At 67.4% G+C, this 26,435-nt stretch carries 31 protein-coding genes; 11 read left to right on the forward strand and 20 right to left on the reverse strand.

What is annotated here, in order from left to right:
• The first annotated feature begins 44 nt into the window (after window positions 1-44).
• Entirely contained in the window at window positions 45-347 is a 303-nt protein-coding gene (locus tag QGN32_RS02565; protein ID WP_326547111.1) for a DUF4193 domain-containing protein, read from the forward strand.
• Window positions 348-350: 3 nt separating this feature from the next.
• Here QGN32_RS02565 and QGN32_RS02570 read toward each other — a convergent pair whose 3' ends face one another.
• From QGN32_RS02570 to QGN32_RS02580, 3 genes are all read right to left on the reverse strand, one after another.
• The gene (locus tag QGN32_RS02570) at window positions 351-1,568 is read right to left on the reverse strand and encodes a winged helix-turn-helix domain-containing protein (protein ID WP_326547112.1); all 1,218 of its coding nucleotides are present in this window, start codon (window positions 1,566-1,568) and stop codon (window positions 351-353) included.
• 111 nt (window positions 1,569-1,679) lie between these two features.
• Entirely contained in the window at window positions 1,680-2,168 is a 489-nt protein-coding gene (locus QGN32_RS02575) for a dihydrofolate reductase (RefSeq protein WP_326547113.1), read from the reverse strand.
• Window positions 2,158-2,958: a thymidylate synthase gene (locus QGN32_RS02580; protein WP_326547114.1), complete on the reverse strand. Its 801-nt coding sequence runs from the start codon at window positions 2,956-2,958 to the stop codon at window positions 2,158-2,160. Before QGN32_RS02580 ends, QGN32_RS02575 begins: the two co-directional genes overlap by 11 nt.
• 43 nt (window positions 2,959-3,001) lie before the next feature.
• Here QGN32_RS02580 and QGN32_RS02585 point away from each other — a divergent pair, with 43 nt between their 5' ends.
• Together QGN32_RS02585 and QGN32_RS02590 are read left to right on the forward strand one after the other, a co-directional pair.
• Window positions 3,002-3,742 carry a dienelactone hydrolase family protein gene (locus QGN32_RS02585; RefSeq protein WP_326547115.1) on the forward strand — a complete coding sequence of 247 codons (741 nt, stop codon included), beginning with the start codon at window positions 3,002-3,004 and terminating at the stop codon, window positions 3,740-3,742.
• A gap of 46 nt (window positions 3,743-3,788) precedes the next feature.
• A complete protein-coding gene (locus QGN32_RS02590; protein ID WP_326547116.1) occupies window positions 3,789-4,712 on the forward strand; it encodes an HpcH/HpaI aldolase/citrate lyase family protein in 924 nt (307 codons plus the stop codon).
• On the opposite strand, the gene QGN32_RS02595 is transcribed toward QGN32_RS02590, so the two are convergent.
• Window positions 4,706-5,164 (reverse strand): hypothetical protein, encoded by a 459-nt coding sequence (locus QGN32_RS02595; protein ID WP_326547117.1) that lies wholly within the window; start codon window positions 5,162-5,164, stop codon window positions 4,706-4,708. The genes QGN32_RS02590 and QGN32_RS02595 overlap by 7 nt on opposite strands.
• Window positions 5,165-5,343: 179 nt before the next feature.
• On the reverse strand, window positions 5,344-6,060 hold the full coding sequence (locus QGN32_RS02600; RefSeq protein ID WP_326547118.1) for a TetR/AcrR family transcriptional regulator: 717 nt from the start codon (window positions 6,058-6,060) through the stop codon (window positions 5,344-5,346).
• A 79-nt stretch (window positions 6,061-6,139) separates the two neighbouring features.
• Here QGN32_RS02600 and QGN32_RS02605 point away from each other — a divergent pair, with 79 nt between their 5' ends.
• Both QGN32_RS02605 and QGN32_RS02610 read left to right on the forward strand, forming a co-directional pair.
• Window positions 6,140-7,165, forward strand: a complete 1,026-nt coding sequence (locus QGN32_RS02605) for a pyridoxamine 5'-phosphate oxidase family protein (RefSeq protein ID WP_326547119.1) — start codon at window positions 6,140-6,142, stop codon at window positions 7,163-7,165.
• A gap of 13 nt (window positions 7,166-7,178) precedes the next feature.
• On the forward strand, window positions 7,179-8,357 hold the full coding sequence (locus QGN32_RS02610) for a hemerythrin domain-containing protein (protein WP_326547120.1): 1,179 nt from the start codon (window positions 7,179-7,181) through the stop codon (window positions 8,355-8,357).
• On the opposite strand, the gene QGN32_RS02615 is transcribed toward QGN32_RS02610, so the two are convergent.
• From QGN32_RS02615 to dapB, 4 genes are all read right to left on the reverse strand, one after another.
• The gene (locus tag QGN32_RS02615) at window positions 8,311-9,084 is read right to left on the reverse strand and encodes an SDR family NAD(P)-dependent oxidoreductase (RefSeq protein WP_326547121.1); all 774 of its coding nucleotides are present in this window, start codon (window positions 9,082-9,084) and stop codon (window positions 8,311-8,313) included. The two genes, QGN32_RS02610 and QGN32_RS02615, sit on opposite strands and share 47 nt — an antisense overlap.
• A gap of 133 nt (window positions 9,085-9,217) precedes the next feature.
• A complete protein-coding gene (locus tag QGN32_RS02620) occupies window positions 9,218-9,673 on the reverse strand; it encodes a flavodoxin family protein (RefSeq protein ID WP_326547122.1) in 456 nt (151 codons plus the stop codon).
• 19 nt (window positions 9,674-9,692) lie between these two features.
• Window positions 9,693-10,160, reverse strand: a complete 468-nt coding sequence (locus QGN32_RS02625) for a tetratricopeptide repeat protein (RefSeq protein ID WP_326547123.1) — start codon at window positions 10,158-10,160, stop codon at window positions 9,693-9,695.
• Window positions 10,160-10,894 carry a 4-hydroxy-tetrahydrodipicolinate reductase gene (dapB, locus tag QGN32_RS02630; RefSeq protein WP_326547124.1) on the reverse strand — a complete coding sequence of 245 codons (735 nt, stop codon included), beginning with the start codon at window positions 10,892-10,894 and terminating at the stop codon, window positions 10,160-10,162. The genes QGN32_RS02625 and dapB overlap by 1 nt, the downstream gene beginning before the upstream one ends.
• Before the next feature lie 76 nt (window positions 10,895-10,970).
• Here dapB and QGN32_RS02635 point away from each other — a divergent pair, with 76 nt between their 5' ends.
• A complete protein-coding gene (locus tag QGN32_RS02635) occupies window positions 10,971-11,453 on the forward strand; it encodes a YflT domain-containing protein (protein ID WP_326547125.1) in 483 nt (160 codons plus the stop codon).
• A gap of 223 nt (window positions 11,454-11,676) precedes the next feature.
• Here QGN32_RS02635 and bla read toward each other — a convergent pair whose 3' ends face one another.
• The 5 genes from bla to QGN32_RS02660 all read right to left on the reverse strand — a co-directional run bounded on the left by bla (window position 11,677) and on the right by QGN32_RS02660 (window position 17,950).
• Entirely contained in the window at window positions 11,677-12,564 is an 888-nt protein-coding gene (gene bla, locus QGN32_RS02640; protein ID WP_326547126.1) for a class A beta-lactamase, read from the reverse strand.
• Between the two features lie 18 nt (window positions 12,565-12,582).
• Window positions 12,583-13,923: a M16 family metallopeptidase gene (locus QGN32_RS02645; protein WP_326547127.1), complete on the reverse strand. Its 1,341-nt coding sequence runs from the start codon at window positions 13,921-13,923 to the stop codon at window positions 12,583-12,585.
• A complete protein-coding gene (locus QGN32_RS02650; RefSeq protein WP_326547128.1) occupies window positions 13,901-16,174 on the reverse strand; it encodes a polyribonucleotide nucleotidyltransferase in 2,274 nt (757 codons plus the stop codon). Before QGN32_RS02650 ends, QGN32_RS02645 begins: the two co-directional genes overlap by 23 nt.
• A 312-nt stretch (window positions 16,175-16,486) precedes the next feature.
• On the reverse strand, window positions 16,487-16,756 hold the full coding sequence (gene rpsO, locus QGN32_RS02655) for a 30S ribosomal protein S15 (RefSeq protein ID WP_326547129.1): 270 nt from the start codon (window positions 16,754-16,756) through the stop codon (window positions 16,487-16,489).
• Between the two features lie 222 nt (window positions 16,757-16,978).
• Window positions 16,979-17,950 (reverse strand): bifunctional riboflavin kinase/FAD synthetase, encoded by a 972-nt coding sequence (locus tag QGN32_RS02660; RefSeq protein ID WP_326547130.1) that lies wholly within the window; start codon window positions 17,948-17,950, stop codon window positions 16,979-16,981.
• A gap of 84 nt (window positions 17,951-18,034) precedes the next feature.
• On the opposite strand from QGN32_RS02660, the gene mntR reads away from it, so the two are divergent.
• On the forward strand, window positions 18,035-18,730 hold the full coding sequence (gene mntR / locus QGN32_RS02665) for a manganese-binding transcriptional regulator MntR (RefSeq protein ID WP_326547131.1): 696 nt from the start codon (window positions 18,035-18,037) through the stop codon (window positions 18,728-18,730).
• Here the strand turns inward: mntR and QGN32_RS02670 are convergent.
• From QGN32_RS02670 to pptH, 4 genes are read right to left on the reverse strand one after another with little or no spacing between them, the layout of a single operon-like run.
• Window positions 18,727-19,143 (reverse strand): DUF6632 domain-containing protein, encoded by a 417-nt coding sequence (locus QGN32_RS02670; protein WP_326547132.1) that lies wholly within the window; start codon window positions 19,141-19,143, stop codon window positions 18,727-18,729. The genes mntR and QGN32_RS02670 overlap by 4 nt on opposite strands.
• A 53-nt stretch (window positions 19,144-19,196) precedes the next feature.
• Window positions 19,197-20,036: a tRNA pseudouridine(55) synthase TruB gene (gene truB / locus QGN32_RS02675; protein ID WP_326548899.1), complete on the reverse strand. Its 840-nt coding sequence runs from the start codon at window positions 20,034-20,036 to the stop codon at window positions 19,197-19,199.
• Window positions 20,037-20,074: 38 nt separating this feature from the next.
• Window positions 20,075-20,755 (reverse strand): 4'-phosphopantetheinyl transferase PptT, encoded by a 681-nt coding sequence (gene pptT / locus QGN32_RS02680; RefSeq protein WP_326547133.1) that lies wholly within the window; start codon window positions 20,753-20,755, stop codon window positions 20,075-20,077.
• The gene (gene pptH / locus QGN32_RS02685) at window positions 20,752-21,708 is read right to left on the reverse strand and encodes an ACP phosphodiesterase PptH (protein WP_326547134.1); all 957 of its coding nucleotides are present in this window, start codon (window positions 21,706-21,708) and stop codon (window positions 20,752-20,754) included. The genes pptT and pptH overlap by 4 nt, the downstream gene beginning before the upstream one ends.
• Before the next feature lie 132 nt (window positions 21,709-21,840).
• Between pptH and QGN32_RS02690 the strand changes: the two genes are divergently transcribed.
• Both QGN32_RS02690 and QGN32_RS02695 read left to right on the forward strand, forming a co-directional pair.
• Window positions 21,841-22,410, forward strand: coding sequence for a DUF3558 domain-containing protein (locus QGN32_RS02690; RefSeq protein WP_326547135.1), 570 nt, complete (start codon window positions 21,841-21,843; stop codon window positions 22,408-22,410).
• 33 nt (window positions 22,411-22,443) lie between these two features.
• Window positions 22,444-24,117 carry a CocE/NonD family hydrolase gene (locus tag QGN32_RS02695; RefSeq protein WP_326547136.1) on the forward strand — a complete coding sequence of 558 codons (1,674 nt, stop codon included), beginning with the start codon at window positions 22,444-22,446 and terminating at the stop codon, window positions 24,115-24,117.
• Window positions 24,118-24,127: 10 nt separating this feature from the next.
• Here QGN32_RS02695 and QGN32_RS02700 read toward each other — a convergent pair whose 3' ends face one another.
• Together QGN32_RS02700 and QGN32_RS02705 are read right to left on the reverse strand one after the other, a co-directional pair.
• Window positions 24,128-24,688, reverse strand: a complete 561-nt coding sequence (locus tag QGN32_RS02700) for a DUF1802 family protein (RefSeq protein ID WP_326547137.1) — start codon at window positions 24,686-24,688, stop codon at window positions 24,128-24,130.
• Window positions 24,689-24,697: 9 nt separating this feature from the next.
• Window positions 24,698-24,982 (reverse strand): DUF2277 domain-containing protein, encoded by a 285-nt coding sequence (locus QGN32_RS02705; RefSeq protein ID WP_326547138.1) that lies wholly within the window; start codon window positions 24,980-24,982, stop codon window positions 24,698-24,700.
• Window positions 24,983-25,006: 24 nt separating this feature from the next.
• On the opposite strand from QGN32_RS02705, the gene QGN32_RS02710 reads away from it, so the two are divergent.
• The gene (locus QGN32_RS02710) at window positions 25,007-25,774 is read left to right on the forward strand and encodes an enoyl-CoA hydratase (RefSeq protein WP_326547139.1); all 768 of its coding nucleotides are present in this window, start codon (window positions 25,007-25,009) and stop codon (window positions 25,772-25,774) included.
• An 81-nt stretch (window positions 25,775-25,855) separates the two neighbouring features.
• Complete coding sequence (locus QGN32_RS02715) at window positions 25,856-26,422, forward strand: class I SAM-dependent methyltransferase (RefSeq protein WP_326547140.1); 567 nt, start codon at window positions 25,856-25,858, stop codon at window positions 26,420-26,422.
• Window positions 26,423-26,435 lie beyond the last annotated feature (13 nt).

Raw genomic sequence — 26,435 nt, forward strand, 5'->3', positions numbered from 1 at the left:
CCATCGGCGTTACTCAGGGACGATCCAGAGAGGGAGGGTGAGTGATGGCCACCGATTACGACGCACCTCGCGTCAAGGAAAGCGACGAGTCGGCCGACGAGTCGCTCGAGGCGATCGCAGCCCGGCGGCGCGGCCAGGTCGATGTGGCGGTACTCGACGTCGACGACGGCGACCCGGTCGACTCCATCGATCTGCCCGACATGGACCTGTCGGGTGAGGAGCTCACCGTGCGGGTGATCCCGAAGCAGGCCGACGAGTTCACCTGCTCGAGTTGCTTCCTGGTGCAGCACCACAGCCGACTCGCGCTGCAGTCCGGCGACCGGATGGTCTGCGCCGACTGCGTCTAAGCGTCAGTTCAGAACCGCGCTCAGCGCCGGTGCCAGGTCGCCGTGCGCCCCGACTCTCACCTCAGCAAGCGCCAACCACGACGCCATCGACCGCAATTCGCCCGCCAGCGCCGACGCCACCCGCGAACGTTCTGCAGTTGGCTCAGTGAACGCACCGACGACGTGCAGCGCGTCGCTGCCCCGATCGGCCTTCAGGTCGACCCGGCCGACGAGTTCGCCGTCGAGCAGAAACGGCCACACGTAGTACCCGTACTGACGTTTGGCGGCCGGCGTGTAGATCTCGATGCGGTACTTGAAACCGCCGAACAACCGCTCGACGCGCGGCCGAAAAAAGATCAGGGGGTCGAAGGGGCACAGCAGCGCGGTGCCGCGGTCGCGCCTCGGCATGATTTGCCCCGCCCGCAGATACGCCGGGGCCGTCCACCCGTCGACCTCGACCGGTTCCAGCGCGCCGTCGGCAACCAGCTTCGCGATCGCCGGCTTCACCTGGCCCGGTGCCATCCGGAAATAGTCGCGGATGTCCTGTTCGGTGCCGACGCCCAACGCCCCGGATGCGCGTAACACCAGTTCCCGTACCGCTTCCTCGTCGTCGACCTCACGTGTCACCACCTCGACCGGCAGCACCCGCTCGGCGAGGTCGTAATACCGGGCGAAACCCACCCGGGTGGCCGTTGCGAACACTCCGGACGACCACAGCGCCTCGGTCACCCACTTCGTGTCGCTGCGGTTCCACCACGGCCCCTTCCTGCCGCGCTGTTCGGCACCGAGGTACGCCGCGATCTGGCCCGCCGTCGACGGCCCCAACTCGGTCACCGCGCCGACGATCCGCTCGGCCAGCTTCGCGTTCTTCCTCACGATGTGCCTGCCCCACCGGCCATGCGTGTACTCCCGCATCCGCCAGCGCAGCAGCGGCCAGTCCTCGACGGCCATCAACGCCGCCTCGTGCGCCCAGTACTCCACCAGCAGCCGGGGAGATCGCGCGGAATGGCTCCACGCCGCCCGGTCCAGCACGCCGCGGTCGTAAGGCCCGAGCCGGCTGAACACCGGCGCGTAGTGCGCGCGCACCGACACCGACACCGAGTCCAGTTGCAGCACCTGGATCCGCGAGATCAGTCGTCGCAGGTGTGCGCGGGTGAGCGCGCCGGTCGGTTTCGCCCCGGCGAAGCCCTGCGCCGCGACGGCGACCCGTCGCGCCTGAGCGGCCGTGAGTCTGGTCGGCACCCTGCCATCGTGCAGCACAGCACCGACAACATCGTCGCCGAGCGCTCAGTTACGTACGCAATCCGCGGTAGGAAGCGTACGTAGCTGAGCGCTCGCCGAGGGCTTGAGGCGTCAGGTGCGCCGGTAGCTGTGGAACCGGTAGCGCAGCCCGGAGGCGCTGGTGAGCCAGTCCCCCGTCACGCCGGCCCAGCCCTCGTCGAGTACCGGCGCCAACGCGTCGTCGTCTTCGCGGTGCAGGTCGAGGTCGACCTCGGTGACCTCGCAGCGGGTGGCGATTGGCAGCGCCAGCGCATAGACCTCGTTCCCGCCGATCACCCAGGTGGTGTCGTCGGCCAGCGCATCCTGCAGGGTGTGAACCACCCGGGCGCCCTCGGCCACGTAGTCGGGCCGGCGGGTCAGCACCACGTTGTGGCGTCCCGGCAGTGGCCGCACCTTGACGGGCAGCGATTCCCACGTCAGCCTGCCCATGACCACAGTGCGGCCCATCGTGAGTTCCTTGAATCGCGCTTGATCTTCCGGCAGGCGCCACGGGATGCCGCCGCCGCGACCGATGACGCCAGACGTCGACTGGGCCCAGATCAGGCCGACGTTAGACCGCAACCGGAGCCTTGATCGCCGGGTGCGGATCGTAGTTGAGGATCGCGATGTCGGAGTAGGTGTAGTCGAAGATCGAATCCCGTGGTGCGAGAACGAGTTCCGGATACGGGCGCGGGTCGCGGCTCAGTTGCAGCTGCACCTGCTCGACGTGGTTGTCGTAGATGTGGCAGTCGCCGCCGGTCCAGATGAACTCGCCGGCGTCCAGCCCGGCCTGGGCGGCCATCATGTGGGTCAGCAGCGCGTAGCTGGCGATGTTGAACGGCACTCCGAGGAACAGGTCGGCGCTGCGCTGGTACAGCTGACATGACAACTTGCCGTGGGCCACATAGAACTGGAAGAACGCGTGGCACGGTGGGAGCGCCATCCGCGGAATCTCGCCGACGTTCCACGCCGAGACGATGTTGCGCCGCGAGTCCGGGTCGGATTTCAGCAGCTCCAGCGCCCCACTGATCTGGTCGATGTGCTCGCCGGAAGGCGTCGGCCAGGACCGCCACTGCACCCCGTAGACCGGCCCCAGATCCCCTGTGGCAGAGGCCCATTCGTTCCAGATGGTGACACCGTGGTCCTGTAGCCAGCCCACGTTCGAGTCGCCGCGCAGGAACCACAGCAGCTCGTAGACGATGGACTTGGTGTGCACCTTCTTGGTGGTGATGAGCGGAAAGCCCGCCGCCAGGTCGTAGCGCATCTGGTGGCCGAAAAGGCTGCGGGTACCGGTGCCGGTGCGGTCCGACTTGGGCGTCCCGCGCTCCATCACCAGCCGCAGTAGATCCTCGTAAGGAGTGGCGATCGGCACGTCGGTCAGCTTACTTCCAAACCGGACGAGTAGAACGGAGGCCATGCCGAGCATCTCCACGACCGTCACCACTCCCGACGGCGCCTGTCCCGCCACCCTGCACACCCCGAACGGCCCCGGGCCGTGGACCGGCGTCGTGATGTACGTCGACGCCGGTGGAGTCCGCGACACCTTCCAGGAGATGGCCGCGCGACTGGCCGGCTTCGGTCACGCCGTGCTGTTGCCCGACGTGTACTACCGCCACGGCGAGTGGGAGCCCTTCGACATGCGGACCGCTTTCACCGACGCCCGACAGCGTAAGCGTCTGTTCGGGATGATCTCGTCGATCACGCCCGACATGATGGCCGGCGATGCCGCGGCTTTCTTCGACTTCCTCGCGTCGCGCCCCGAGGTCAAGGGCGACGCGTTCGGCGTATGCGGCTACTGCATGGGTGGGCGGACCTCGGTGATCGTCGCCGGCCGGGTGCCCGACCGGGTCGCGGCCGCGGGCTCCTTCCACGCCAGCGGCCTGGTCACCGACGAGCCGTCTAGCCCACACCTTCTCGCCGACCGGATGAAGGCCACCGTGTACGTCGCCGGCGCAGCGAACGACCACGGCTTCACCAGCGCGGACGCCGAGACCCTCGACAAGGCTCTGACCGCGGCCGATGTCGCCCACACGGTCGAGTTCTATCCGGCCGGGCACGGCTTCGCGGTGCCCGACAACGCGCCGTACGACGAGGAGGCCGCCGAGCGGCATTGGATAGCGCTGCAGGAGCTGTTCGAATCCGCGCTTCCCAATTGACTCCGTCCGAGCACGCCGCGCCGCAGTGATACGCGACGATGATCCGATGGAAGATCACGAACCCGACACTTATCCGGAACACGACGAGGTCGGCTCGCGTATCGACCCGGTGCTCGCCCGCAGCTGGCTTCTGGTCAACGGCGCACAGTACGAACGGTTCACGCCCGCGGTGCGGTCTGCAGCGGACGTCGTCGTCCTCGATATCGAAGACGCGGTCGCGCCGAAGGACAAGGCCGTCGCCCGCGACAACGTGGTCCGCTGGCTCGACGACGGCAACACCGACTGGGTCCGGGTCAACGGTTTCGGGACGCCGTGGTGGGCAGATGACCTCGACGCCCTGGGCAGGACTTCGGTCGGCGGGGTGATGCTGGCGATGGTCGAATCCGTCGACCACGTCACTGAAACCGCCAACCGGCTGCCGAACGTGCCGATCGTCGCACTGGTCGAGACGGCGCGGGGGCTGGAGCGCATCACCGCCATCGCCGCGGCCAAGGGCACGTTCCGGCTCGCCTTCGGAATCGGCGACTTCCGGCGTGACACCGGCTTCGGCGAAAGCCCGACCACCCTGGCGTATGCGCGGTCGCGGTTCACGATCGCGGCGAAGGCCGCTCACCTGCCGAGCGCCATCGACGGTCCGACCGTCGGTTCGAGTGCGCTCAAACTCATCGAGGCCACCGCAGTCTCCGTCGAGTTCGGCATGACCGGCAAGATCTGCCTGACGCCGGAGCAGTGCGCTACCGTCAACGAAGGACTGGCCCCTTCTGCCGACGAGATCGCTTGGGCCAAGGAATTTTTCACCGAGTTCGAACGCGACGGCGGCGAGATTCGCAACGGCTCGGACCTACCGCGGATCGCCAGGGCCAACAAGATCCTCGACCTGGCCCGCGCATACGGCATCGAGGTGTCCGAGTTCGACGACGTCGACGATCCGGCGCACATTCCGGCGCCGTCGGATACCTACCACTACTGAGGGTTGCGACGCCTGCGCAGCAGCAACCGCACTGACCGCAGCAGTCCGCGCGCGGCGTAGATGCCGGCGACCACGGTCGCGATGATCATCACGATGAGCATCACCAGCCAATTCGTCCGATCGTGGTCGACGTGCCACCACACGATCGTGAACAGCACGGCGCAGGCGAAAACGAGCACGTCGCGCCAGTTCCCTTTGTAGGAGGCAGCGGCCTGTCGTAGCTCCCGTGTTTTCTCCGCGGTCGCGATCAGGTCGTCGATGCGCTGGTCGATGGCCCGCTGCAGCCGCTGGCGCCGCTCGGCCTGCTCAGGCGGGATTCGTTCCAGCAGGTCCAGGTCTTTGATGATTCCGCCGCGGACATCCGGACCCTTCAGAGTGCCCGCTGCGATGCCAAGCAGTGCTCCGCCCGCGATGGGCGCCGCCCCCAGAGCGATCTCGGCGATCCCCGGCATGGCTACTCCCTCATCAGCGTCGCGGCAAGTGTGCCACCGGGTTATCACGCGCGTTCGCGCACAACGCCATCGACACGCCGACGACCTCCAGCGTATCGGTGACCTTGCTCAGCATGCGACCCGTCGCCGGCTTCTCCGCCGCGTTGCCCGCACGGCTGATTTCACCGCGCTGGTCGCCCTCAGCGGCCGGGTGGCTCGCACAAGAGCTCCGGTCGCAGGAGCAGATGCGGTAACGCATGGGCCAGCCACTCTTGGTAGCGATCGGGTGACCAGCCCATGTCAGCGACGAGGGTGGAGTACACAGCCGGTGACATCATCGTCGCCATCGCATCGGCGGCCCCGTCTTCGGAGAGCCCGGGGCGCAGTGCGGTTCGCCAATTTCGTTCGATCGCCACGGCGCAGTCGGCACGGATCGCGGCGATCAGTGTCGTGCGCAGCTTCTCCAGGGCCGGGTCGGTCGAGGCCGCCTGCTCCATCACCCGGGTCAGTGGCGCCACCCGTTCATTGACGGTGCGGATGAACTGGGCCACCGCGGCGAATTGGCGAAGTACTTGTCGGCCGGCCTGGTCGATAAGACTCAGCACCCGGTCCACCACCGGGACATCGTTGTAATCGCCGACGACCGAGACGTCGATCGCCCGGGCCAGCACACCGGACTTCGAGCCGAACGTTGCATAGATCGTCGGTGCGGACACGTCGGCTGCGGCCGCGATGTCGTCGATCGAGGTGCCAGCGAAGCCGCGCTCGACGAACAGTCCTATTGCCTCCTCGATGATCCTGTGCTGACGCGCTTCGGCATCGGCGCGGCGCCGCCTGTTGTCGTATTTGCGTCGGCCGGGCTGGGAAGCCCGAGATGACCGAGATGTCCGTGATGACCGAGATGTCCGTGATGTCATTGACGCCATCCAATCAAATATTTATAGTCAACACTATTCAATATGGCTATCTCTATTTGAGCATATTACGGAGGCTGGCATGGCAACCACGCCGGACACGCGGGCGATGTTGGACTGGCAGGACATCCGCGAGCACGCGGCGGCGTTCATCACCACGGAGTACGCCTCGCTCGACCGCGAGGGCGCGCCCATCACCTGGCCGGTCACCCCGTATCGGGGCCGCGACGGAAACACCCTCGATATCGCCACCGGCCTCACCTACCCACTCAAGGCCGAGCGGGCTCGGCGCAATCCCAAAGTGTCGCTGTCGTTTTCGCAGCCCCTCGGCTCCGGGCTCGCCGATCCGGCGACCTTCGTCATCCAGGGCCTCGCCACCGTCCGCGATGCCGACCTGCGAGCCAATTCCGCGCGGTATCTGGCCGAGGCGGCCGCGCGTTTACCGGACGCCTTCGAAAAGATCCCGACTGCGATGCTGCGTCGGATGGCGTGGTACTGGACCCGCATCTGGATCGAGGTCAGCCCGGTGCGGGTGTTCTGGTGGCCCGGAGGGAATCTCGATCGGCCCCCGCAGCTGTGGAAGCCGCAGGCGCCGTTCACCGCGCACCCGTCGGATCCCGAGCCGGTCGGGCGCGGCGCCGGGTCTTGGAGCACCCGCGCTCCGACGGCCTGGCAGGTGCGGGTACGCGATGCACTCGACCGGCTCGGCACGCCGGTGCTGACCGGCGTCACATCCGACGGTTGGCCGCTACCGCTGCGCGTGCGAGACGCCGTGCAGACTCCCCGCGGCTTCCGGCTGCGTGCACCCGTCGGCATCGAAATCGGCGACGGGCCCGCCTGCCTGACGTTCCACGCACACGGGGCGGCTTTTGAAAGCCAGGAGAACATCAGCATGACGGGACACTGCCGCAATGTCGGTGAACACGTCGAGTTCGAGGCGCAGCGAGCGCTCAACGACTTCATCATTCCGGCCGACCCCGTCCGGCGCGTCATTCATCTGGTGTCGGCGGGCCGAAGACTGCGCCGGCGACTGGACGCCGAGGCGCAGCGACGCGGGCAACGGGTGCCGCGATTCGATGAACTCGGCTTCGGCAAGGCCAAGCGCTAGTGAGGATCGTGCGATGACATCCGACGCTCAGTGCGCCCACACCCGGATGATGAACATCGTTCACAACGCGTTGCGCCGCGACATCGCTCGCGCGCAGTCGGCGCTGACGCAGTGGCCCTATCCCGATCCCAGCCAGCGCGCCGCGATCGCGACGCACCTGACATGGATGATGGAGTTCCTGCATCGTCACCATCACATCGAGGACGACGGCCTGTATCCCCTGGCGCGGGAACGCGTCCCTGCGGCGACTCGGATTCTGGACGCGATGGACGCCGACCACCACGCGTTGACACCGGCGATCGACCGGCTCATCGACACCGCCCACCATTACGCCCAAACCTCCTGTGCGCGAACCGAAGTGGCGGCAGCGCTCGACGAACTCGCGGCGGTGATGCTGCCACACTTGCGGCGCGAGGAAACTGAGATGATGCCGATCGTGGCGGCGGCGGTGACGAAAGCGGAATGGGACGCTATCGAGCGGGCCTTCGCCGTCAAGCCTCTCAAGCCCGTCGAGCTGGCCTTCACCGCTCTGTGGTTGTTCGACGAGGCGACCGATGAGGAGCGTGCGGTGATCCGATCGGTAGTGCCCAAGCCGGTTGCGTGGGCGATCGAGACCTTCACCGCCCGTAGCTATATGCGCCGCGCATGGCGTTGTTGGTATCTACCGCAGCACAGCCGGCTGCACCAAAGACTCTGCGGGAAGACCAGCGTTGACGTCGACGCCCCGATCGATGCGGTGTGGAAACTGGTCGCCGATCCGCTGCGGGTTCCGGAGTGGAGTCACGAGTGCCGCCGAGTGCGGTATCTGGACCGCACGGCATCGGCCGGTCCGGGCCGGCGATTCCGCGGGACCAACCGCAGCCGCCGGTATCGATGGTCGCGTAACTGCACGATCTTCACCTACGACGCGCCCATCGAATTCTGCTACGTCACCTCCGGCGGTGCCGGCGACGCAACGGCCTGGCATTTTCGGCTCGAACCGACCGCTACCGGCACTCGGCTCACGCAGGCGTTCCAGGGTGTGTCGATGCCGCAGTGGTTGTCGCGATCCGTCTCGGTTCTGGTCCCTGCGCACGCCGACCGCACCGAGGCACTGCGCGAGGACATGGCGCGCCTGGCCGCGCTCGCCGAGGCGCAGCAGGGCGCTATTGCGCCAGGAATCCCCCGTCGACGGGCAACACGGCGCCGGTGACGAACGAAGCTTCGTCGGAGGCCAGAAAGGCGATCGCGCTAGCGACTTCAGCCGGTTCGCCGAGTCGGTCCATCGGGTGCATGCGCTGGATGTCGGCGAGGTATTCCGAGCCGCCCGGCTCCTCCGGAAGCCGGTTGACCCGCTCGGTTCGGATCGTCCCCGGCGCAACGGCGTTCACCCTGATGCCGCGGTCGGCCCACTCGACCGCCAAATGCTTGGTCAGGCCGGTAGCGACGAACTTGGCCGGTCCGTAGGCCGCCTGGCGCTTTTGGCCGGCCAGTCCCGAGATCGAGGATAGGCACACGATGGCACCACCACCGGTCGATACCATCGCTTCGATCGCGAATTTGCAGGTGAGGAACATGCCGCGCCCGTCGATCGCCATGACTTCGTCCCAGCCGGCGGCCGTCACCTCCATCGCGTCGCCGAGCGGAATGATGCCGGCGTTGGCAACGAGCACGTCGAGCCGTCCGAAGCGGTCGATTGCGGCCGCGATCATCCGCCGCGCGTCCTCCTCGACCGAGACGTCGCCGACGACCGTCTCGACTTCGGCACCACTACGCCGCAATTCATCGGCCACCCCCAGCAGCGGTTCACGTTGAATGTCGGTCACGATCAGCCGTGCGCCCTCGCGGGCAAAGACCTCGGCGGTCGCCCGTCCGATGCCCATCGCCGCCCCGGTGATCACCGCCGACTTGCCGAGGAGACGTCCAGGTCCTTGCGTCACAGCTCTTCTCCGAAATCCCCCGCACGAACGGGTTCGCCACAGGCGGACAACCTCGTCCACCAGGAACAGTGCCAGTGATACAGCGCTCTGGCCGCGGTAATCGTCTGATTGGTGCTCAGCGACGCGGATTGGGCTAACCCATCAGCAGAGCAGCGACCGTCGCGCCGAGATTCCAGCACGCCTCGACGTCGGTCTTGGCCGGCTTGCCCATCACCACAACCGTCTCCGCTGCCTTCACCCACCCCAGCCCGGCGGTGATGCCGTCGATGGCGCGCTCGGCGCCCTCGGTGCCCTCGTTGCCGTGAATGTAGGCGCCGAAGGGGCGTCCCTGGGTGGTGTCGAGCAGCTGGTAATACGACTGGTCGAACGCATGCTTGAGGGCGCCGCTGAGGTACCCGAGATTCGCCGGCGTGCCCAGGAGGTAGCCGTCGGCCTGGAGCATCTCCACCGGCGACACGGTGAGCGCCGGCCGCCGGACAACCTCCACGCCCTCAATCTCAGGGTCGGTAGCGCCGGCCACCACCGCCTCGAACATCTCCTGACAGTGCGGCGACGGCGTGTGGTGCACGATCAACAGCGTCTTGCTCATTGCGGTCCGCTCGTGGGGTTCATCGCTGCCGCTCTTCCATCTCGACGGCCTTCTTCATCGCTTGCCGCGCGCGGCTGCGGTCACCGGCATAGTCGTAGGCACGTGCCAGTCGATACCACCGCCGCCAGTCGTCCGGGTCACTTTCCAACTCTGCACGCACGGTGACGAACAGTGCGTCTGCGGCGTCGCGCTGAATACGTCCGGACGGCATCCGGGGCAGCGCACTGACGTCGAGTTCCAAACCCTCGTCGCGGACGATGCGCGCAAGCCGCTGATGGGTCAGACCCGCGCGCAGCGTGCTGAGCAGGGCCCACGCCCCGATCAACGGCAGCACCATCAGCCCCAGCCCCAGCCCGACCGCGGCGGGCTCCCCCGTGGTGACGAAGGCCATCGCGAGGCGTCCGAGCAGCACGAAGTAGACGACCAGCGCCACGCACATGAACCCGATCAGCAGTTGAATGCGCAGTACGCGCGCGCCCTCGGCCATCAGAGATCAAGCAGCGGCTCGATACCCACGGTCAGGCCCGGCCGCTCGGCCACCCGCCGCACCGCGAGCAGGACGCCGGGCACAAAGGAGGTCCGGTCGAGGCTGTCGTGCCGGATCGTCAACGTCTCGCCCTGCGTGCCGAAGAGCACCTCCTGGTGCGCGACCAGCCCTGGCAGGCGCACCGAGTGCACCGGAACGCCGTCCACGTCGGCGCCGCGCGCACCGACCAAGCCGGTGCTGGTGGCATCCGGGTTGGGCGGCAACTCTTTTCGGGCCTTGGCGATGAGTCGTGCGGTGCGCGTCGCGGTGCCGGACGGCGCATCGGCCTTGTGCGGGTGGTGAAGTTCGATGACTTCGACGGACTCGAAGTAGCGGGCCGCCTGCTGCGCGAAGTGCATCGACAAAACGGCCCCGATCGCGAAGTTGGGGGCGATGAGAACCGCGGCGCCCGGGTTCGCGTCCAACCATTGACGGACCTGATCGAGGCGGTCGTCGGTGAACCCGGTGGTGCCGACGACGGCGTGTATGCCGTTCTCGATGAGGAACTTCAGGTTGTCCATCACGACGTCCGGATGGGTGAAGTCGATGACGACCTCGGTTCGGGTGTCGGACAGCCGGCTCAACGGATCACCGGCGTCGACTCCGGCGGTGAACGTCAGGTCGTCGGCGGCCTCGACAGCTTCGACCATCGTGGTGCCGACCTTGCCCTTGGCGCCCAGTACTCCGACTCGCATGCGGCCACCCTATCGGCGGGTGCGCTACCGTTGATCCACGGTCTGTGATGCCGAGATACAGAAGATGGGGTACAGGGTGACTAATCCGAGTGGACTGCCCGAGCAACCGGTGGGCGAACACCGCCCGGCTCGCCAGGTCATCGCGTCGTTCGACAACTATGTCGACGCTCAACGGCTCGTGGACCGGATGTCAGACGGCGGTTTCCCGGTCGAGCACGTGAGGATCATCGGCGACGGGGTGCGCACCGTCGAACGTGTCACCGGACGCATGACCAAGAGCCGGGCGGCGTTCGCCGGCGCTGCCAGCGGTGCCTGGTTCGGATTGTTCATCGGTTTGCTTCTCGCGATCTTCACCGTCGGGCCGGTTTGGCTGGTGACGATGCTGATCGCCCTCGCGATCGGAGCCTTCTGGGGCGCGGTGTTCGGTTTCGTTGCGCACCTCGCGACGGGCGGCGAGCGGGATTTCTCCAGTGTCGAATCGCTCGAAGCCCAGCGATACGACGTATGTGTGGCAGCCCAGTATGCCGCCGAGGCCGCGCGCTACACCCAAGGCGTTTAGCTGGTCTGCGGCTGAGCTGCTTGTTTACCGGCATCGCTGCACCTGCCGGTCCAAAAGAATAGGGTTTTGCCCGATTCGTCCGTATCCCTGCGTGACATAGCGTGTAGTCCAGCGGCTGGCGCTCCCGGAGCATGGGGGAGCCCGCGAGCGGTGGGGGGACAGCCGCTGACAAACCGCCCGAACCCGGCCACGGAGGGGTTGGCCGGGCGGGCCGGTGGACCCATCAGGGCACGAGTTCGGCCACCAGCAACGTGGCCAGTTCACCGATCATCGGACGGTTGTTCGGGGCATCGGGATCGTTTGCCGCGGTCCGGGTCATGATCGCCAGCAGCAGTCGTTCACCGTCGGGCCCGAAGGCAAGGCCGACGTCGTTGGTGGACGCGTAATCTCCGCTGCCGGTCTTGTCGGCCGTCGTCCAGCCCGGCGGCAGCGCGGGCCGCACGCTTGACGTCTGGTTGGCGCGCATCCATTCCTCGAGCTGGCGACGTAGTGGTTCAGACAACACACTGCCGGTGAGCATCGACCGGTAGCCTCGGCCGATCGCCTCGGGTGTCGTGGTGTCGCGCGGGTCGTTAGGGACTGCCGCGTTGAGTTCGACCTCCCACCGGTCGAGCCGTGATCGCTCGTCGCCGATACTCCGGGCGAATTCGGTGACGCCCGACGGGCCGCCGATCACCCGCAGCAGCCAGTTGCCCGCGGCGTTGTCGCTCTGCTGCAGGGCCGCCTGACACAACTCGGCCAGAGTCATCGTCTGCCCGACGTGGGCCTCGGTGACGGGCGAATTGGGCACGATGTCGCTCGGTTCGATGGTGACGCGATCCGTCAGCGCGAGTTCGCCGCGCTCGGCCTTCTGCAGCACTCGGGCGGCGGCGTAGCCCTTGAATGTCGAGCACATCGCGAACGGGTCCTGTGCGCGGTGCGCGACGGTCCGGCCGGTGTCGAGGTTGGTCGCGAACACCCCGATGAGCGTGTTCTGACTACGCTCCACGGCGCCGATCCGATCTTCGACCGGCGGCAGCGGAGCGGCCATGGCGGTCTTGTGCGGAGATGCGGCCAGCGCCGCGAGTGTCAATCCGCCGACCAGGACGTCACGCCGTGAGAAGTCGCTCATCGGCCCTAGCGTAAGGGGTCAGCCGGCGAGAACCCGAAGCGGCTGCGGGAGTGACCTTTTCGTGCTAAGCGGGCCGAGGACGGCACCGCCGTGGGGACGCCTCAGAAGCCGGCGTGCGACCGCGTTCACCTCATCGAGCGTCACCGCGTCGATCCTCGCCAACGTCTCCTCGATCGTGCGGTGTTCGCCGTAGTGCAGTTCGCTGCGACCGATCCGGTTCATCCGCGAGCCGGAGTCCTCGAGTCCGAGCACCAGTCCGCCCCGCAACGAACCCTTCGCGATCCGGCATTCGGCTTCAGTGATGCCGTCGCGTGCCACCGCCTGCAGCACATCGGTGGTCACCCGCGCGACCTCGTTGAACCGCTCCGGCAAGGACCCCGCGTAGACCGACAGCGCTCCGCTGTCGGAGAAGGTGTCCACCGTGGAGTACACCGAGTAAGCCAGCCCGCGGGTCTCTCGAATCTCTTGAAACAGCCGCGAACTCAGGCCGCCGCCCAATGCGGTGTTGAGCACCGACAGCGCCCACCGGTGTTCCCAGTGACGTCCTGGCGTGCGGACGCCCAGCGTGAGGTGCGTCTGCTCGGCATCGCGGTTGACCAGTTCCAGACTCGGGTGCCCGCCCACCCGACCGGTGCCCTTACGGGGCGGTACGGGTGTGCGACCGCGAACCAGTCGAGCGCCGAAGTACTCGCGCGCCAACGCCACCACCTCGTCATGGTCGACGTTGCCCGCCACCGCGAGGACCATTCGCTGGGGTGTGTAGCGCCGGACGTGGAACGAGTGCAGTTGCGCGCGGGTCATCGAGGAGATCGAATCCACACTGCCGATCACCGGGCGGCCGACCGGATGGGTGCCGAACATCGCCGCGAGGAACACGTCGCCGAGAGTGTCCTCAGGATCGTCGTCGCGCATCGCGATCTCTTCGAGCACCACGTCGCGTTCGATCTCGACGTCGTCGACCGCACACTGGCCCCGCAGCACCACATCGGCGACCAGATCGACGGCCAACTCGAGGTCGGAGTCGAGCACATGCGCGTAGTAGCACGTGTGCTCCCTGGCGGTGAACGCGTTCAGCTCACCTCCGACCGCGTCGACGGCCTGTGCGATGTCCACCGCGCACCGCGTCGGCGTCGACTTGAACAGCAAGTGCTCCAGGAAGTGCGCGGCGCCCGCAACGGTGGGTCCCTCGTCACGCGAACCCACGTCGACCCACAAACCTACCGACGCAGAGTGCACCGACGGGATGTACTCGGTGACCACACGCAGGCCACCGGGTAACACCGTGCGGCGCACGGCCGTCGATGATTCGTCGCCACGCCCGGCGCGGCGCAAAGCCCTAACTGCTGGCCCGGGCGGCATCTGCCGGCGCGGTCTCCGAGTTTGCACCTGCCGCCTCGTCTTCATCGACCAGTATCAGCGAGATCTTGCCGCGGTTGTCGATGTCGGCGATCTCCACGCGCAGCTTGTCGCCGACCTTGACGACGTCCTCGACCTTGGCGATCCGCTTGCCGCGGCCCAGCTTGGAGATGTGCACGAGGCCGTCGCGACCCGGCAATAAGGAAACGAAAGCTCCAAAGTCAGTGGTCTTCACCACCGTGCCCAGGAACCGCTCGCCGACCTTGGGCAACTGCGGGTTCGCGATCGCGTTGATGCGGTCGATGGCCGCTTGAGCCGAAGGCCCGTCGGTCGCGCCGACGAACACGGTGCCGTCGTCCTCGATGGAGATCTGCGCACCGGTGTCCTCGGTGATCTGATTGATGATCTTGCCTTTCGGCCCGATCACCTCGCCGATCTTGTCGACCGGCACCTTAATCGTGGTGATCCGCGGTGCGTACGGGCTCATCTCGTCGGGCCCGTCGATCGCCTCGGCCATCACCTCGAGGATCGTCAGCCGCGCATCCTTGGCCTGCGCCAGCGCACCGGCCAGTACCTGCGAGGGGATGCCGTCGAGCTTGGTGTCCAACTGCAGCGCGGTGACGAACTCCTTGGTGCCCGCGACCTTGAAGTCCATGTCGCCGAAGGCGTCCTCGGCGCCGAGGATGTCGGTCAGCGCGACGAACCGGCGCTCGGTGCCGCCGTCCGCAGTCTCGATGTCGTCGGACACCAGGCCCATCGCGATACCCGCGACCGGAGCCTTCAACGGCACACCCGCGTTGAGCAGCGCCAGCGTCGACGCGCACACCGAGCCCATGGAGGTCGAACCGTTTGAGCTCAACGCCTCCGACACCTGGCGGATCGCATACGGGAACTCCTCGACGCTGGGCAGCACCGGCATCAGCGCCCGCTCCGCCAGCGCGCCGTGGCCGATCTCGCGGCGCTTCGGCGAACCGACCCGACCGGTCTCGCCGGTCGAATACGGCGGGAAGTTGTAGTGATGCATGTAGCGCTTGGACGTTTCGGGCCCCAGCGAGTCGATCTGCTGGGCCAGCTTCATCATGTCCAGCGTGGTGACGCCCAGGATCTGGGTCTCACCGCGCTCGAACAGAGCGCTGCCGTGCGCCCGCGGCACGACCGCGACCTCGGCGCTCAGGGCGCGGATATCGGTGATGCCGCGGCCGTCGATGCGGAAGTGATCGGTCAGAATGCGTTGCCGCACAAGCTTCTTGGTCAACGACCGGAACGCGGCGCCAACCTCTTTCTCCCGGCCCGCATATTGCTCGGCCAACCGCTCGAGGACCTCGGACTTGATTTCATCGGTGCGGTCGTTGCGCTCGGCCTTACCGGCGATGGTCAGCGCCTCCGACAGCGCGTCGGTGGCCACCGAGGCGACGGCGTAGTACACGTCCTCGCCGTACTCCGGGAACACCGGGTAGTCGGCGGTCGGCTTCGCGGCGCGCTCAGCCAGCTCCTGCTGGGCGGCGCACAGGGTCGCTATGAACGGCTTGGCGGCCTCGAGGCCCTCGGCGACGACGCTCTCGGTGGGCGCCTGCGCACCGCCGGCGATCAGCTCGACGACGTTGTCGGTGGCCTCGGCCTCGACCATCATGATCGCCACTTCTTCTGCTTGGTCGCGCGTCCCCGGTACGACACGACCGGCGACGACCATGTCGAACACCGCCCGCTCGAGCTGCTCGACGGTCGGGAACGCCACCCACGTGCCGTCGATCAGTGCGACACGCACGCCGCCGACCGGGCCGGAGAACGGCAGCCCGGCGATCTGCGTGGACGCCGAGGCCGCGTTGATCGCGACCACGTCGTACAGATCCTGGGGATTCAGGCTCATCACGGTGACCACGACCTGGATCTCGTTGCGCAGGCCGTCGACGAACGTCGGCCGCAGCGGACGGTCGATCAGCCGGCACGTCAGGATCGCGTCGGTCGAGGGACGGCCCTCGCGACGGAAGAACGAGCCGGGGATGCGGCCCGCGGCGTACATGCGCTCCTCGACGTCGATGGTCAGCGGGAAGAAGTCGAAGTGGTCTTTGGGGTTCTTGCTGGCGGAGGTGGCCGACAGCAGCATGGTCTCGTCGTCGAGATAGGCGACGACGGCGCCGGCCGCCTGCTGGGCCAGCCGGCCGGTCTCGAAACGGATGGTGCGGGAGCCGAAGCTTCCGTTGTCGATGACGGCGGTCGACTCGTACACGCCGTCTTCAATTTCAACTACAGACATGGGTGTCCGTATGGCCTCTCTGGTTCAGTGCTTCCACTGTTTAGCTGTTTTCGCGTCGTCACAGCGTTCGAACCACCGACCTCGATGCGGCTACGGCCGTCGATCGAAGCTGCCGGCAATTCTTCCGGCAGCCACTACCGAAGACCGCGCGATCGAGCAGGTCCGGGTTATGACGCGCGGGAACGGTGCTCGCGGGTTGCGAAAACCGCACCCAGGTCGTTCGCGCCGAAATCGGCAGTCGAACGAAGTCATCGTACTCTGCGGCGAGTCCGCGGCCTAAATCCCGGCGCGCGGATGCGCGCCTGTGCAGCATCAGCGACGCAGGCCGAGCCGCTCGATCAGCGAACGGTAGCGCTGCACATCGACCTGGGCCACGTACTTGAGCAGCCGGCGCCGGCGGCCGACGAGCAGCAGCAGACCTCGCCGCGAGTGGTGATCGTGCTTGTGCACCTTCAGGTGCTCGGTCAGGTCGGTGATCCGCTTGGTCAGCAGGGCGACCTGAGCCTCCGGCGAGCCGGTGTCGGTGTCATGCAGGCCGTAGTCGCTCAGGATCGACTTCTTCTGCTCGGCGGTAAGCGCCACGAAACAACTCCATCTTCTCAGTCCGCGGGGAAGGGCGTGGGCCCCCGAGAGGGCCCCGAGAAGGCGCGGCCACCGCGAACTGCAGCACACGCCGGGTCGGCAGGCAGTCTAGCAGCGGGCGGGCTCAGCCCTGAAATCAGAGTTCAGGGCGTCGGATGTGAATCCTGGGCGGAAAAGCGGCCGGATTTCGCCCAGGTTTCACACAAGCGCGGTCGCTCGGCGTCAGCGAGCCAGGATCGTGCGGGCGTGCTCGGTGTCGCGGCCCATCTGCGCCACCAGATCCTCGACCTTGGCGAACTTCTCCTGCCCGCGAAGCCTGGCCACGAAGTCGACCGCCACGTGCTGGCCGTACAGATCGGCGGTGGTGTCGAGCACGAACGCCTCCACGGTGCGGGTGCGCCCGGAAAAGGTCGGATTGGTGCCGACCGAAACCGCGGCCTGATACCGCTCGCCCGGAACGACGCTGCCCGCGATCGGTCCGTGGCCCAGCACGGTGAACCACGCCGCATAGACCCCGTCGGCCGGGATCGCCGAGTACATCGGCGGCGCGACGTTGGCGGTGGGGAAACCGAGCACCTTGCCCCGGCCGTCGCCGCGGACCACGACGCCCTCCACGCGGTGGGGACGGCCCAGCGCCTCGGCGGCTGCCACGACATCGCCGGCGTCGACGCAGGACCGGATGTAGGTCGACGAGAAGGTGACGGTCTCGTCCTCGTGGTGTTCGGCCACCAGGGACATGGCCTCGACCGCGAAGCCGAACCGCTCGCCGGCCTTGCGCAGCAGCGCGACGTTGCCGGCCGCCTTCTTGCCGAAGGTGAAGTTGTCCCCCACCACGACCTCCACCACATGCAGGCGTTCGACCAGCAGTTCGTGGATGTAGCGCTCCGGGGTCAGCTTCATGAAATCCGAGGTGAACGGCATGACCAGGAAAACGTCGATGCCGAGTTCCTCGACCAGTTCGGCGCGCCGGGTCAGCGTGGTCAGCTGCGCGGGATGATTGCCGGGGAAGACGACCTCCATCGGATGCGGATCGAAGGTCATCACCACGGTCGGCACCCCGCGCGAGCGGCCGGTCTTGACCGCGCGGTTGATCAGTTCCTGGTGGCCGCGATGCACACCGTCGAAGACCCCGATGGTGACCACGCATCGGCCCCAGTCGGTCGGGATCTCGTCTTGTCCCCGCCAACGCTGCACGACGGCAAGCCTACGGCGCATCCGGGGTGCAGCGCTTCGCCGGATCCCCCCGGATGAGGTGACCATTGCCTAAACTTTCTCACTGTGAATCCTGCCGGCGATGCGCGTGACCTGACGACGGTTGCCCAGGACTACCTGAAAGTCATCTGGACCGTCCAGGAATGGTCGCTGGAGAAGATCAGCACGAAGCTGCTGGCCGAGCGGATCGGCGTGTCGGCCAGCACGGCCTCGGAGTCGATCCGCAAGCTCGCCGACCAGGGGTTGGTCAATCACGAGAAGTACGGCGCGGTGACATTGACGGCGGCCGGCCGGGCCGCCGCGCTGGCGATGGTGCGCCGCCACCGGCTGATGGAGACGTTTCTCGTCCGCGAGTTGGGTTACGGCTGGGACGAGGTGCACGACGAGGCCGAGGTGCTCGAGCACGCGGTGTCGGACCGGATGCTGGACCGAATCGATGCAAAGCTCGGGTACCCGACCCGCGATCCGCACGGTGACCCCATCCCCGCCGCCGACGGCCGGGTACCCACGCCGGACGCCCGCCAGTTGTCGGTGTGTCACGACGGCGACACCGGCACGATCGCACGCATTTCCGACGCCGATCCCGAGATGCTGCGGTACTTCGACAGCGTCGGCATCAATCTGGACTCGCGGCTGCGGGTGCTGGCCCGCCGCGACTTCGCGGGGATGATCTCGGTCGCCATCGAATCATCAGACGGTGACGATACGACGGTCGACCTGGGAAGCCCTGCCGCAGAAGCGATTTGGGTGGTCGCGAGCTAGCCCCGCTCAAGTGCCGCCGGCTGTTCCCCGGGCAGCTTGAGCCCCGAAGCTCGCACCAGCACCGCCAACACGATCGCAACCAGCAACAGCGCGGGCACGTCGCCCAGGAGGTGACCCGTCTGATGCTCGCCGCGCACCGCTTGCACCGTCATGATGGCGGCGTGAACGACGCTGGACCACACCGTGAACCAGATCAAGCTCAGATGAGCTCTCGGATTTCGCGCTGCCCACAACAGAAAGACTCCGAGCGTGGCGTACAGCCCGACGATCATCATGAAATAGTCCGAATGGTGGGGCGGCCCCGCATGCCATGCCCATCCCGACGGCCAGAGCACGGCCAGTGGATACACGCAGAGCATGACGACGCCGAACACTCCGAGTGCGAGCTGGAGCAGCCTGTACGGAGACGACATCGTGGCTCCCTTCTGTGGGCCCCAGATGTGAGTATGCGCCCGAATGCGATGGCCTACAAGGTCGCCGGGCGCAGCACCACCACCGATTTCGCCCGCGCCGACCGATCTTCGAGCAACGCGATGACCTGACCATCGTCGGCCGTCGCGGCGTAGATGCCACCGATTCCAGCGGGCTGCAGCGGCCGTCCGTGCCGGACGTCCTCGGCCTCGGCCGCCGTCAGGTCCCGCCGAGGGAACGCCAGGAGGCACGCCGCGTCCAGGCTGTAGGACAGCCGTGGCCGGTCGGCCAGTTCGTCGAGCGTGCACGCCTCGGTCAAACCGAAGTCCCCGACTCTGGTGCGGCGCAACGCCGTGAGGTGCCCGCCGACTCCCAACGCGGCCCCCACGTCGCGGGCCAGTGCGCGGATGTAGGTACCGCTGGAACAGTCCACTTCGACGTCGACGTCGATGACGCCGGGCTGCCGCCGGACGTTCAGCACCGCGAAGCGGTCGATGCGCACGCGTCGCGGCGCCAACTCGACGGCCCGACCCTCGCGGGCGAGTTTGTAGGCGCGCTGCCCGCCGACCTTGATCGCGCTCACCGAGGACGGGACCTGGTCGATCTCACCACACAGTCCGGCCACAGCCCGGCCGATTTGTGCGTCGGTGACGCTGTCAACCGAAACCACCTGCAGGATCTCGCCTTCGGCGTCCTCGGTGGAAGTGGTCTGGCCCAGTCGGATGGTCGCCGCATACGTCTTGTCGGTCGCGCTCAGCAACCCGAGGATCTTGGTGGCGCGATCGATGCCGACGACCAGCACCCCGGTCGCCATCGGGTCCAGCGTGCCGGCGTGCCCGACCTTGCGGGTACCGAAGTACCGACGACAGCGCCCGACGACGTCGTGGCTCGTCATCCCCGCCGGCTTGTCGACGATGACCAAACCAGGTTCGGTCACAAGACGATTGCCGTCAACGCCAGCCCGTCACGGACCGACCACCGGCCCGCCAAGGTCTCTAGTGGCGGGCCGTGTTCAGCAGCCGGGTCGATCAGGATGCTCGACACGAAGGCCCCCGACGTGCCGGTGTCGTCCACCTCGAAGACGATGTGGGCATCCTCGAAACCCAACCAGCGGCGAGTCACCGGGAACCACGCCTTATAGGTTGCCTCCTTGGCGCAGAACAGAATTCGGTCCCAATGCAGGCCCCCGGGCAATTGCCCGAGTTCGGTTCGCTCGGCCGGCAGGCTGACCGCGTCGAGCACTCCGTCGGGCAGCACGTCGTGTGGTTCGGCGTCGATACCGACCGAACGCACGTCGACCTGCCGACCGACCACCGCGCCGCGGTACCCCTCGCAATGAGTCAGGGAGCCGACGACGCCGTCGGGCCAACGGGGTTCGCCCTTCTCCCCCTTCAGGATCGGCACCGGTTCGATTCCGAGTTCACCGAGCGCCTGCCGTGCGCAGTACCGCACGGTGACGAACTCGTTGCGGCGCTTGGCCACCGACTTGGCGATCAGTGGCTCCTCCTCGGGCAACGGGGCGAGGTCCGGCGGATCGCGATAGATCTCGGCGGCGGCCAGCGCAGACGTCGTCGCGGGCAGCACGTCGGACAGCAGTGAGGCGGCGATCGTCATCGCGAGAGCTGCCTGTCGCGGATCCGCTGCTGCATCTTCTGGGCGTTCTCCCGCATCTCCTGGGTGATTTCGAAGTGGCCGCCGAACTCGTTGAGGTAGCCGGGCGGGTACTGCGGATCCGGCAGGATCTGGCGCATCCACCGATATGGTTTGCGGCGCCGCCACTCTCGTGGATATCCGACCGACACCTCTTCGAATCGCACACCGTCGTACCACGTCGTGCGTGGGATGTGCAGGTGGCCGTAGACCGAGCACACCGCGTTGTAGCGGGTGTGCCAGTCGGCGGTAGCGGTGGTGCCGCACCACAGCGAGAACTCCGGATAGAACATCGCGTCACAGGGTTCGCGCACCATCGGAAAATGGTTGACGAGCACCGTCGGCATCATCCAGTCGAGGTTCTCGAGCCTCTTGCGGGTGTAGGCCAACCGGTCGCGGCACCAAGCGTCGCGGGTCGCGTACGGCTCCGACGACAGCAGGAACTCGTCGGTGCCGACGACGTTGCGCTCCCGCGCGATCGCCAACCCCTCGGCTTTGGTGCCGGCGCCGTCCGGCAGAAACGTGTAGTCGTACAGCAGGAACATGGGCACGATGGTGGCCGGACCGCCCTCCTCGGTCCACACCGGGAACGGATGCTCGGGCGTGATGATGCCCATCTCGTCGCACATGTTGACCAGGTAGTCGTAGCGGGCCTTGCCGAAGATCTGCATCGGATCCCGGTCGGTGGTCCACAACTCGTGGTTACCCGGGATCCAGATCACCTTGGCGAACCGCTTACGCAGCAGATCCAGCGCCCAGCGGACGTCGTCGGTGCGTTCGGCGACATCGCCGGCGACGATGAGCCAGTCATCGGGTGAGGCCGGATGCAGCGACTCGGTCACGGGTTTGTTGCCTGTGTGACCGGTGTGGAGGTCGCTGATCGCCCACAAGGTGGGTCGTCGGCCGTCGCGTGTCACAACTGACCAGGGTACTTAACCCGGCGCCATCGGTTCGCCCGGCAACTAGAACAGGTTCTTGTTTCCTCTTCGGCGGCTCGGAACCGCCCGCTAGACTCCCCGCAGGGTCGGACCGACGGACAAAGGGGTGAGATGGTCGCCAAGCTGCGCCTGCTCTCGGTGCTGTGCGCGCTGGTTGCCGCGGTGATCGTGGTGTGGCACACCAATCCGGCGGGTGCCCCGCGCGTGGATGCCGAAGACATCCCGATGACCAACGTCACCACGTCGATCAAGTGGCCCGTCGTCGAGACGACCGACCCGTCACCGTTCAACCCGTGCAAGCAGATTCCGCTCGAAGCGGTGCAGGCCATCGGGCTGATGTACACACCGCCGACGCCCGAGGATCAGCTGCGCTGCAGGTACGACGCGGGGAACTATCAGTTGGCCGTCGAGGCGATCGTCTGGCGCACTTACGAGCAGACCCTGCCCGCCGACGCGGTGCAACTCGACATCGACGGGCACCGCGCGGCGCAGTACTGGATCATGAAACCCACAGACTGGAACAACCGCTGGTGGATCACCTGCATGATCGCCTTCGACACCAGCTACGGCGTACTGCAACAGTCGCTGTTCTACTCGCCGATCTACTCCGAGCCGGACCCCGACTGCATGCAGACCAACCTCCAACGCGCCCACGAGCTGATTCCGCACTACGTGTTCTGACGGGTCGCATGCCGACTGCGTAGCCTCTGAGAGGTGACCGCATCCTCCGTAGCCGCCCAGCCGGCATCCCGTTCGAGGGTCAAGAAGTTCACCGGACGCGCCGTGTCACGCCTGCTGCGGCTGCCGCCGCACACCACCGACTTCACGGTCAGCAAGGTCCGCGTGCCGATGCGCGACGGCGTCGAGCTGAGGGCCCACCACTATGCGCCGACGACGTCCGATCCGGCGGGCACCCTGCTGGTCCGCGGCCCCTACGGCCGAGACTTCCCGTTCGCCGTCCTCTACGGTCGCGTCTATGCGGCGCGCGGGTATCACGTCGTTCTGCAAAGCGTGCGCGGTACGTACGGCTCCGGCGGCGAGTTCGATCCGATGGTCAACGAGATCGCCGACGGCGCCGACACTGTCGAGTGGCTGCGCGATCAGGAGTGGTTCACCGGCTCGTTCGGCACGATCGGGCTGTCGTATCTGGGCTTCACCCAGTGGGCGTTGCTCACCGATCCGCCGCCGGAGATGAAGGCCGCCGTCATCACCGTCGGGCCCCACGACGTCAGCGGTCCGCGCTGGGGTCACGGCTCGTTCGCGCTGAGCGACTTCCTCGGCTGGAGCCATCTGGTCGCCCACCAAGAGGATCCGAACAGGTTGCGGGCGTTGGTGCGGAAGGCGCGGTCGGGTCGCCGCCTCGCCCGCGCGATGCACCGCCTGCCCGCCGGCGAAGCGGGCCGCACACTTCTGGGCAGGGGCGCCCCGTGGTGGGAATCCTGGCTCGACCACCCCGAGGCGGACGACCCGTTCTGGAACGGGCTGAACCTCCGCGGCGCGCTGGACACCGCCGACGTGCCGGTACTGCTGATCAGCGGCTGGCAGGACCTGTTCCTCGAGCAGACGATCACCCAGTATCGGCGGCTGAGCGAGCGCGGGGTGGATGTCGGTTTGACCGTCGGCCCCTGGACGCACCTCCAGCTGATGACCAAGGCCGCGCCGACCGCGATCCGCGAAACGCTGGACTGGCTGGGCGCCCATCTAACCGGGGCCGAACGCCGGCGACGCCGGCCGGTTCGGATCTTCGTCACCGGCCACGGTTGGACCGATCTGCCGGACTGGCCACCGGCCATGCCCGAGGTGGTGCGTTACCTGCAACCCGGTGGCCGCCTCGGCGACGCGGTGCCACCGGAGACCGTTTCGCCGTCGACGTTCACCTACAACCCGGCGCATCCGACGCCGACCGTGGGCGGTCGCCTGCTGTCGCGTGAGGCCGGGTACCGGAAGGACAACGGCCTGGCTCAGCGTGCCGACGTACTGAGCTTCACCGGCGATCGGCTACCCACCGACCTGTACGTGGTCGGGGCGCCGGCCGTGGAGCTGTCGCATTCGTGCGACAACCCGTACAACGATCTGTTCGTGCGGGTGAGCGAGGTGGACGCGAAGGGTCGGTCGCGAAATGTCAGCGACGGCTACCTCAGCGCCGCACCGGATTCCGGCTCGGTTCGCATCGAGCTGGACCCGGTCGCGCACCGCTTCGGCGCCGGCTCCCGGATCCGCGTGCTGGTGGCCGGCGGGGCGCACCCGCGGTTCGCCCGCAATCTCGGCACCGGCGAACCGCTCGGCACGGGCAGCAGGCTCGCCTCGGCCACCCACACCGTGCACCTCGGCGACGGCGCTTCCAGACTGGTGCTGCCCGCGGGCCCGAAAGCGCCGGGCGCCGACTGAGACCAACCGGTCAGCCCACCAAACCGCGTACCTCATCCGCGATTTCGCGCAGCGTGGCGTCGTCGTGCACCGGTGACGTCCAATCCGGGTCGACCGGCAACTGGACCCAACTGGTGCAGCCCGCGTACTCGGGCATGCGGGCCAGTCGCAGCGGGTGCGCCAGCGGGTAGGCCTGCACGACCAGAGCGGTGAGCCGATGCCTGGGCCGAAAGTCGAGCCGGTCGGCACGCACCGATTCGTCGGTCCAGATATGAAGGGGGGCAATGTCTTTCAATGCATCAGGCTTGTTCACTTCGATCGCGGCGATGACCCGGGCGCCGGCGCGGATCACTACCGCATCGTCGCTGCTGTCGGCGGCCGCCGCGTCGAGCAGGTCGCGGTGTTCGGGGCGGACACGTTCGGCGTGGCTGTGCGCGACCGTCGGGAACAGCAGGAAACGTGACGCCGTCACCGCGAATCGTTTCTCGTGGATGCCGCCCTTGCGCAACAGCAGGGTCTGCCTGCCGTCGAGCAGCGCGCGGACCGCGGCGCTCCACTCCTTGAGCGCGGGCTGCGTCAGCGTCGTCGTCATCGGACCGGACTATGTCGCCTTGGCTGCCGGCCCGGTTTTCAGGCGGGCCCGCACCTCGGGCCGGCGCATCGGCGGAACCGTCTTGGGCGGCTCACGCCGTGGCGGCAGCGCGGACAGCAACCGCCGAGTCGTGGCGGTGACCTCGGCGACGGCCGCTTCGAAGGCCTCGGCGTGGGCGGCGGTCGGTCGGGTGATACCGCTGACCTTGCGGATGTACTGGGAAGCGGCGGCCTCGACCTCCTCGTCGGTGGCCGCCGGCTCCAGCCCACGTAGCTCGGTGATGTTTCGGCACATGGACTCCACGATAGGTTCGTCGGTATGACCGGCCCAGCAAGCACAGACATTCTGCTCGTCGACACCCGTGACCGGGTGCGCACGCTGACCCTCAACCGCCCGCAGTCGCGCAACGCGCTGTCGGTCGAACTGCGTAGGCGGTTCTACGGTGCGCTGGGCGAAGCGCAGGCCGATGACGACGTCGACGTCGTCATCGTCACCGGTGCGGACCCGGTGTTCTGCGCGGGTCTGGACCTCAAGGAACTCGGCGACACCACCGAGTTGCCCGACATCTCGCCGAAGTGGCCGCCCATGACCAAACCCGTGATCGGCGCGATCAACGGTGCTGCGGTCACCGGTGGACTCGAGATCGCGCTGTACTGCGATGTGCTGATCGCCTCCGAACAAGCCCGGTTCGCCGACACGCACGCCCGCGTCGGATTGCTCCCGACATGGGGGCTCTCGGTGCGGCTGCCGCAGAAGGTCGGCATAGGTATGGCCCGCCGGATGAGCCTGACCGGGGACTACCTGTCGGCCGAAGAAGGTTTGCGCACTGGACTGGTCACCCAGGTGGTGCCGCATTCCGAGCTGATGCCGACGGCCCGGCAGGTCGCGGCCTCGATCGTCGGCAACAACCAGCGCGCCGTGCGCGCACTGCTCGCGTCGTACCACCGGATCGACGAGGCGCAGACCAATGAGGGGTTGTGGATCGAGGCGGCGTCGGCGCGGGAGTGGATGCGCACGGCCAGCGGAGACGACATCGCCGCCAACCGCGAGGCGGTGCTGCAGCGGGGCCGCTCGCAAGTCCGCTGACGTTTTCTGGCGAGCGTGCGGGTCTGCACCCGACACGCCGCTGATTTTCCGCGCTTTGCGCACGCTCGTACGCTGTCGAGCGTGAACGAAGCGCATGAGTACTGCGGCAGCGACGAGTGGCGGCAGCTGATCCGCGAGGTGATCCTGCCGTGGGCGTTGGGCGAGATCGACCTCGGCGATGACGTGCTCGAGGTCGGGCCGGGCTACGGTGCCACCACCGACGTGCTGAGCGAATCGGTCGCGCGGTTGACGTCGGTGGAGATCGACGACGAACTGGCCGCGATGCTGACCGACCGGTTCGCCGGCGTGTCGACCGTCGAGATCGTGCGCGGCGATGCGACCGCACTGTCCTATGACGACGGCCGCTTCACAGGCGCAGCCTGTTTCACGATGCTGCACCACGTTCCGACCGCCGAACTTCAGGACCGGTTGTTCGCCGAAGTCGCCCGCGTGCTACGGCCCGGGGCGGCGCTGGTGGCCAGCGACAGCCTCGGCAGCGACGAGTTGGCCGACGCCCACGAGGGCGACACCTACAACCCCGTCGACCCGACGACGCTGCCGGATCGGTTGGCGGCGGCCGGTTTCGGCGAGGTTCGCGTGAAGACGACCGAATTCGGCTGGGCCGCGGTGGCACGAGCCGCTGAGTAGCCGCACGCTCACG

It is taken from the genome of Mycolicibacterium sp. ND9-15 (assembly GCF_035918395.1).
Taxonomy (GTDB): Bacteria; Actinomycetota; Actinomycetes; order Mycobacteriales; family Mycobacteriaceae; genus Mycobacterium.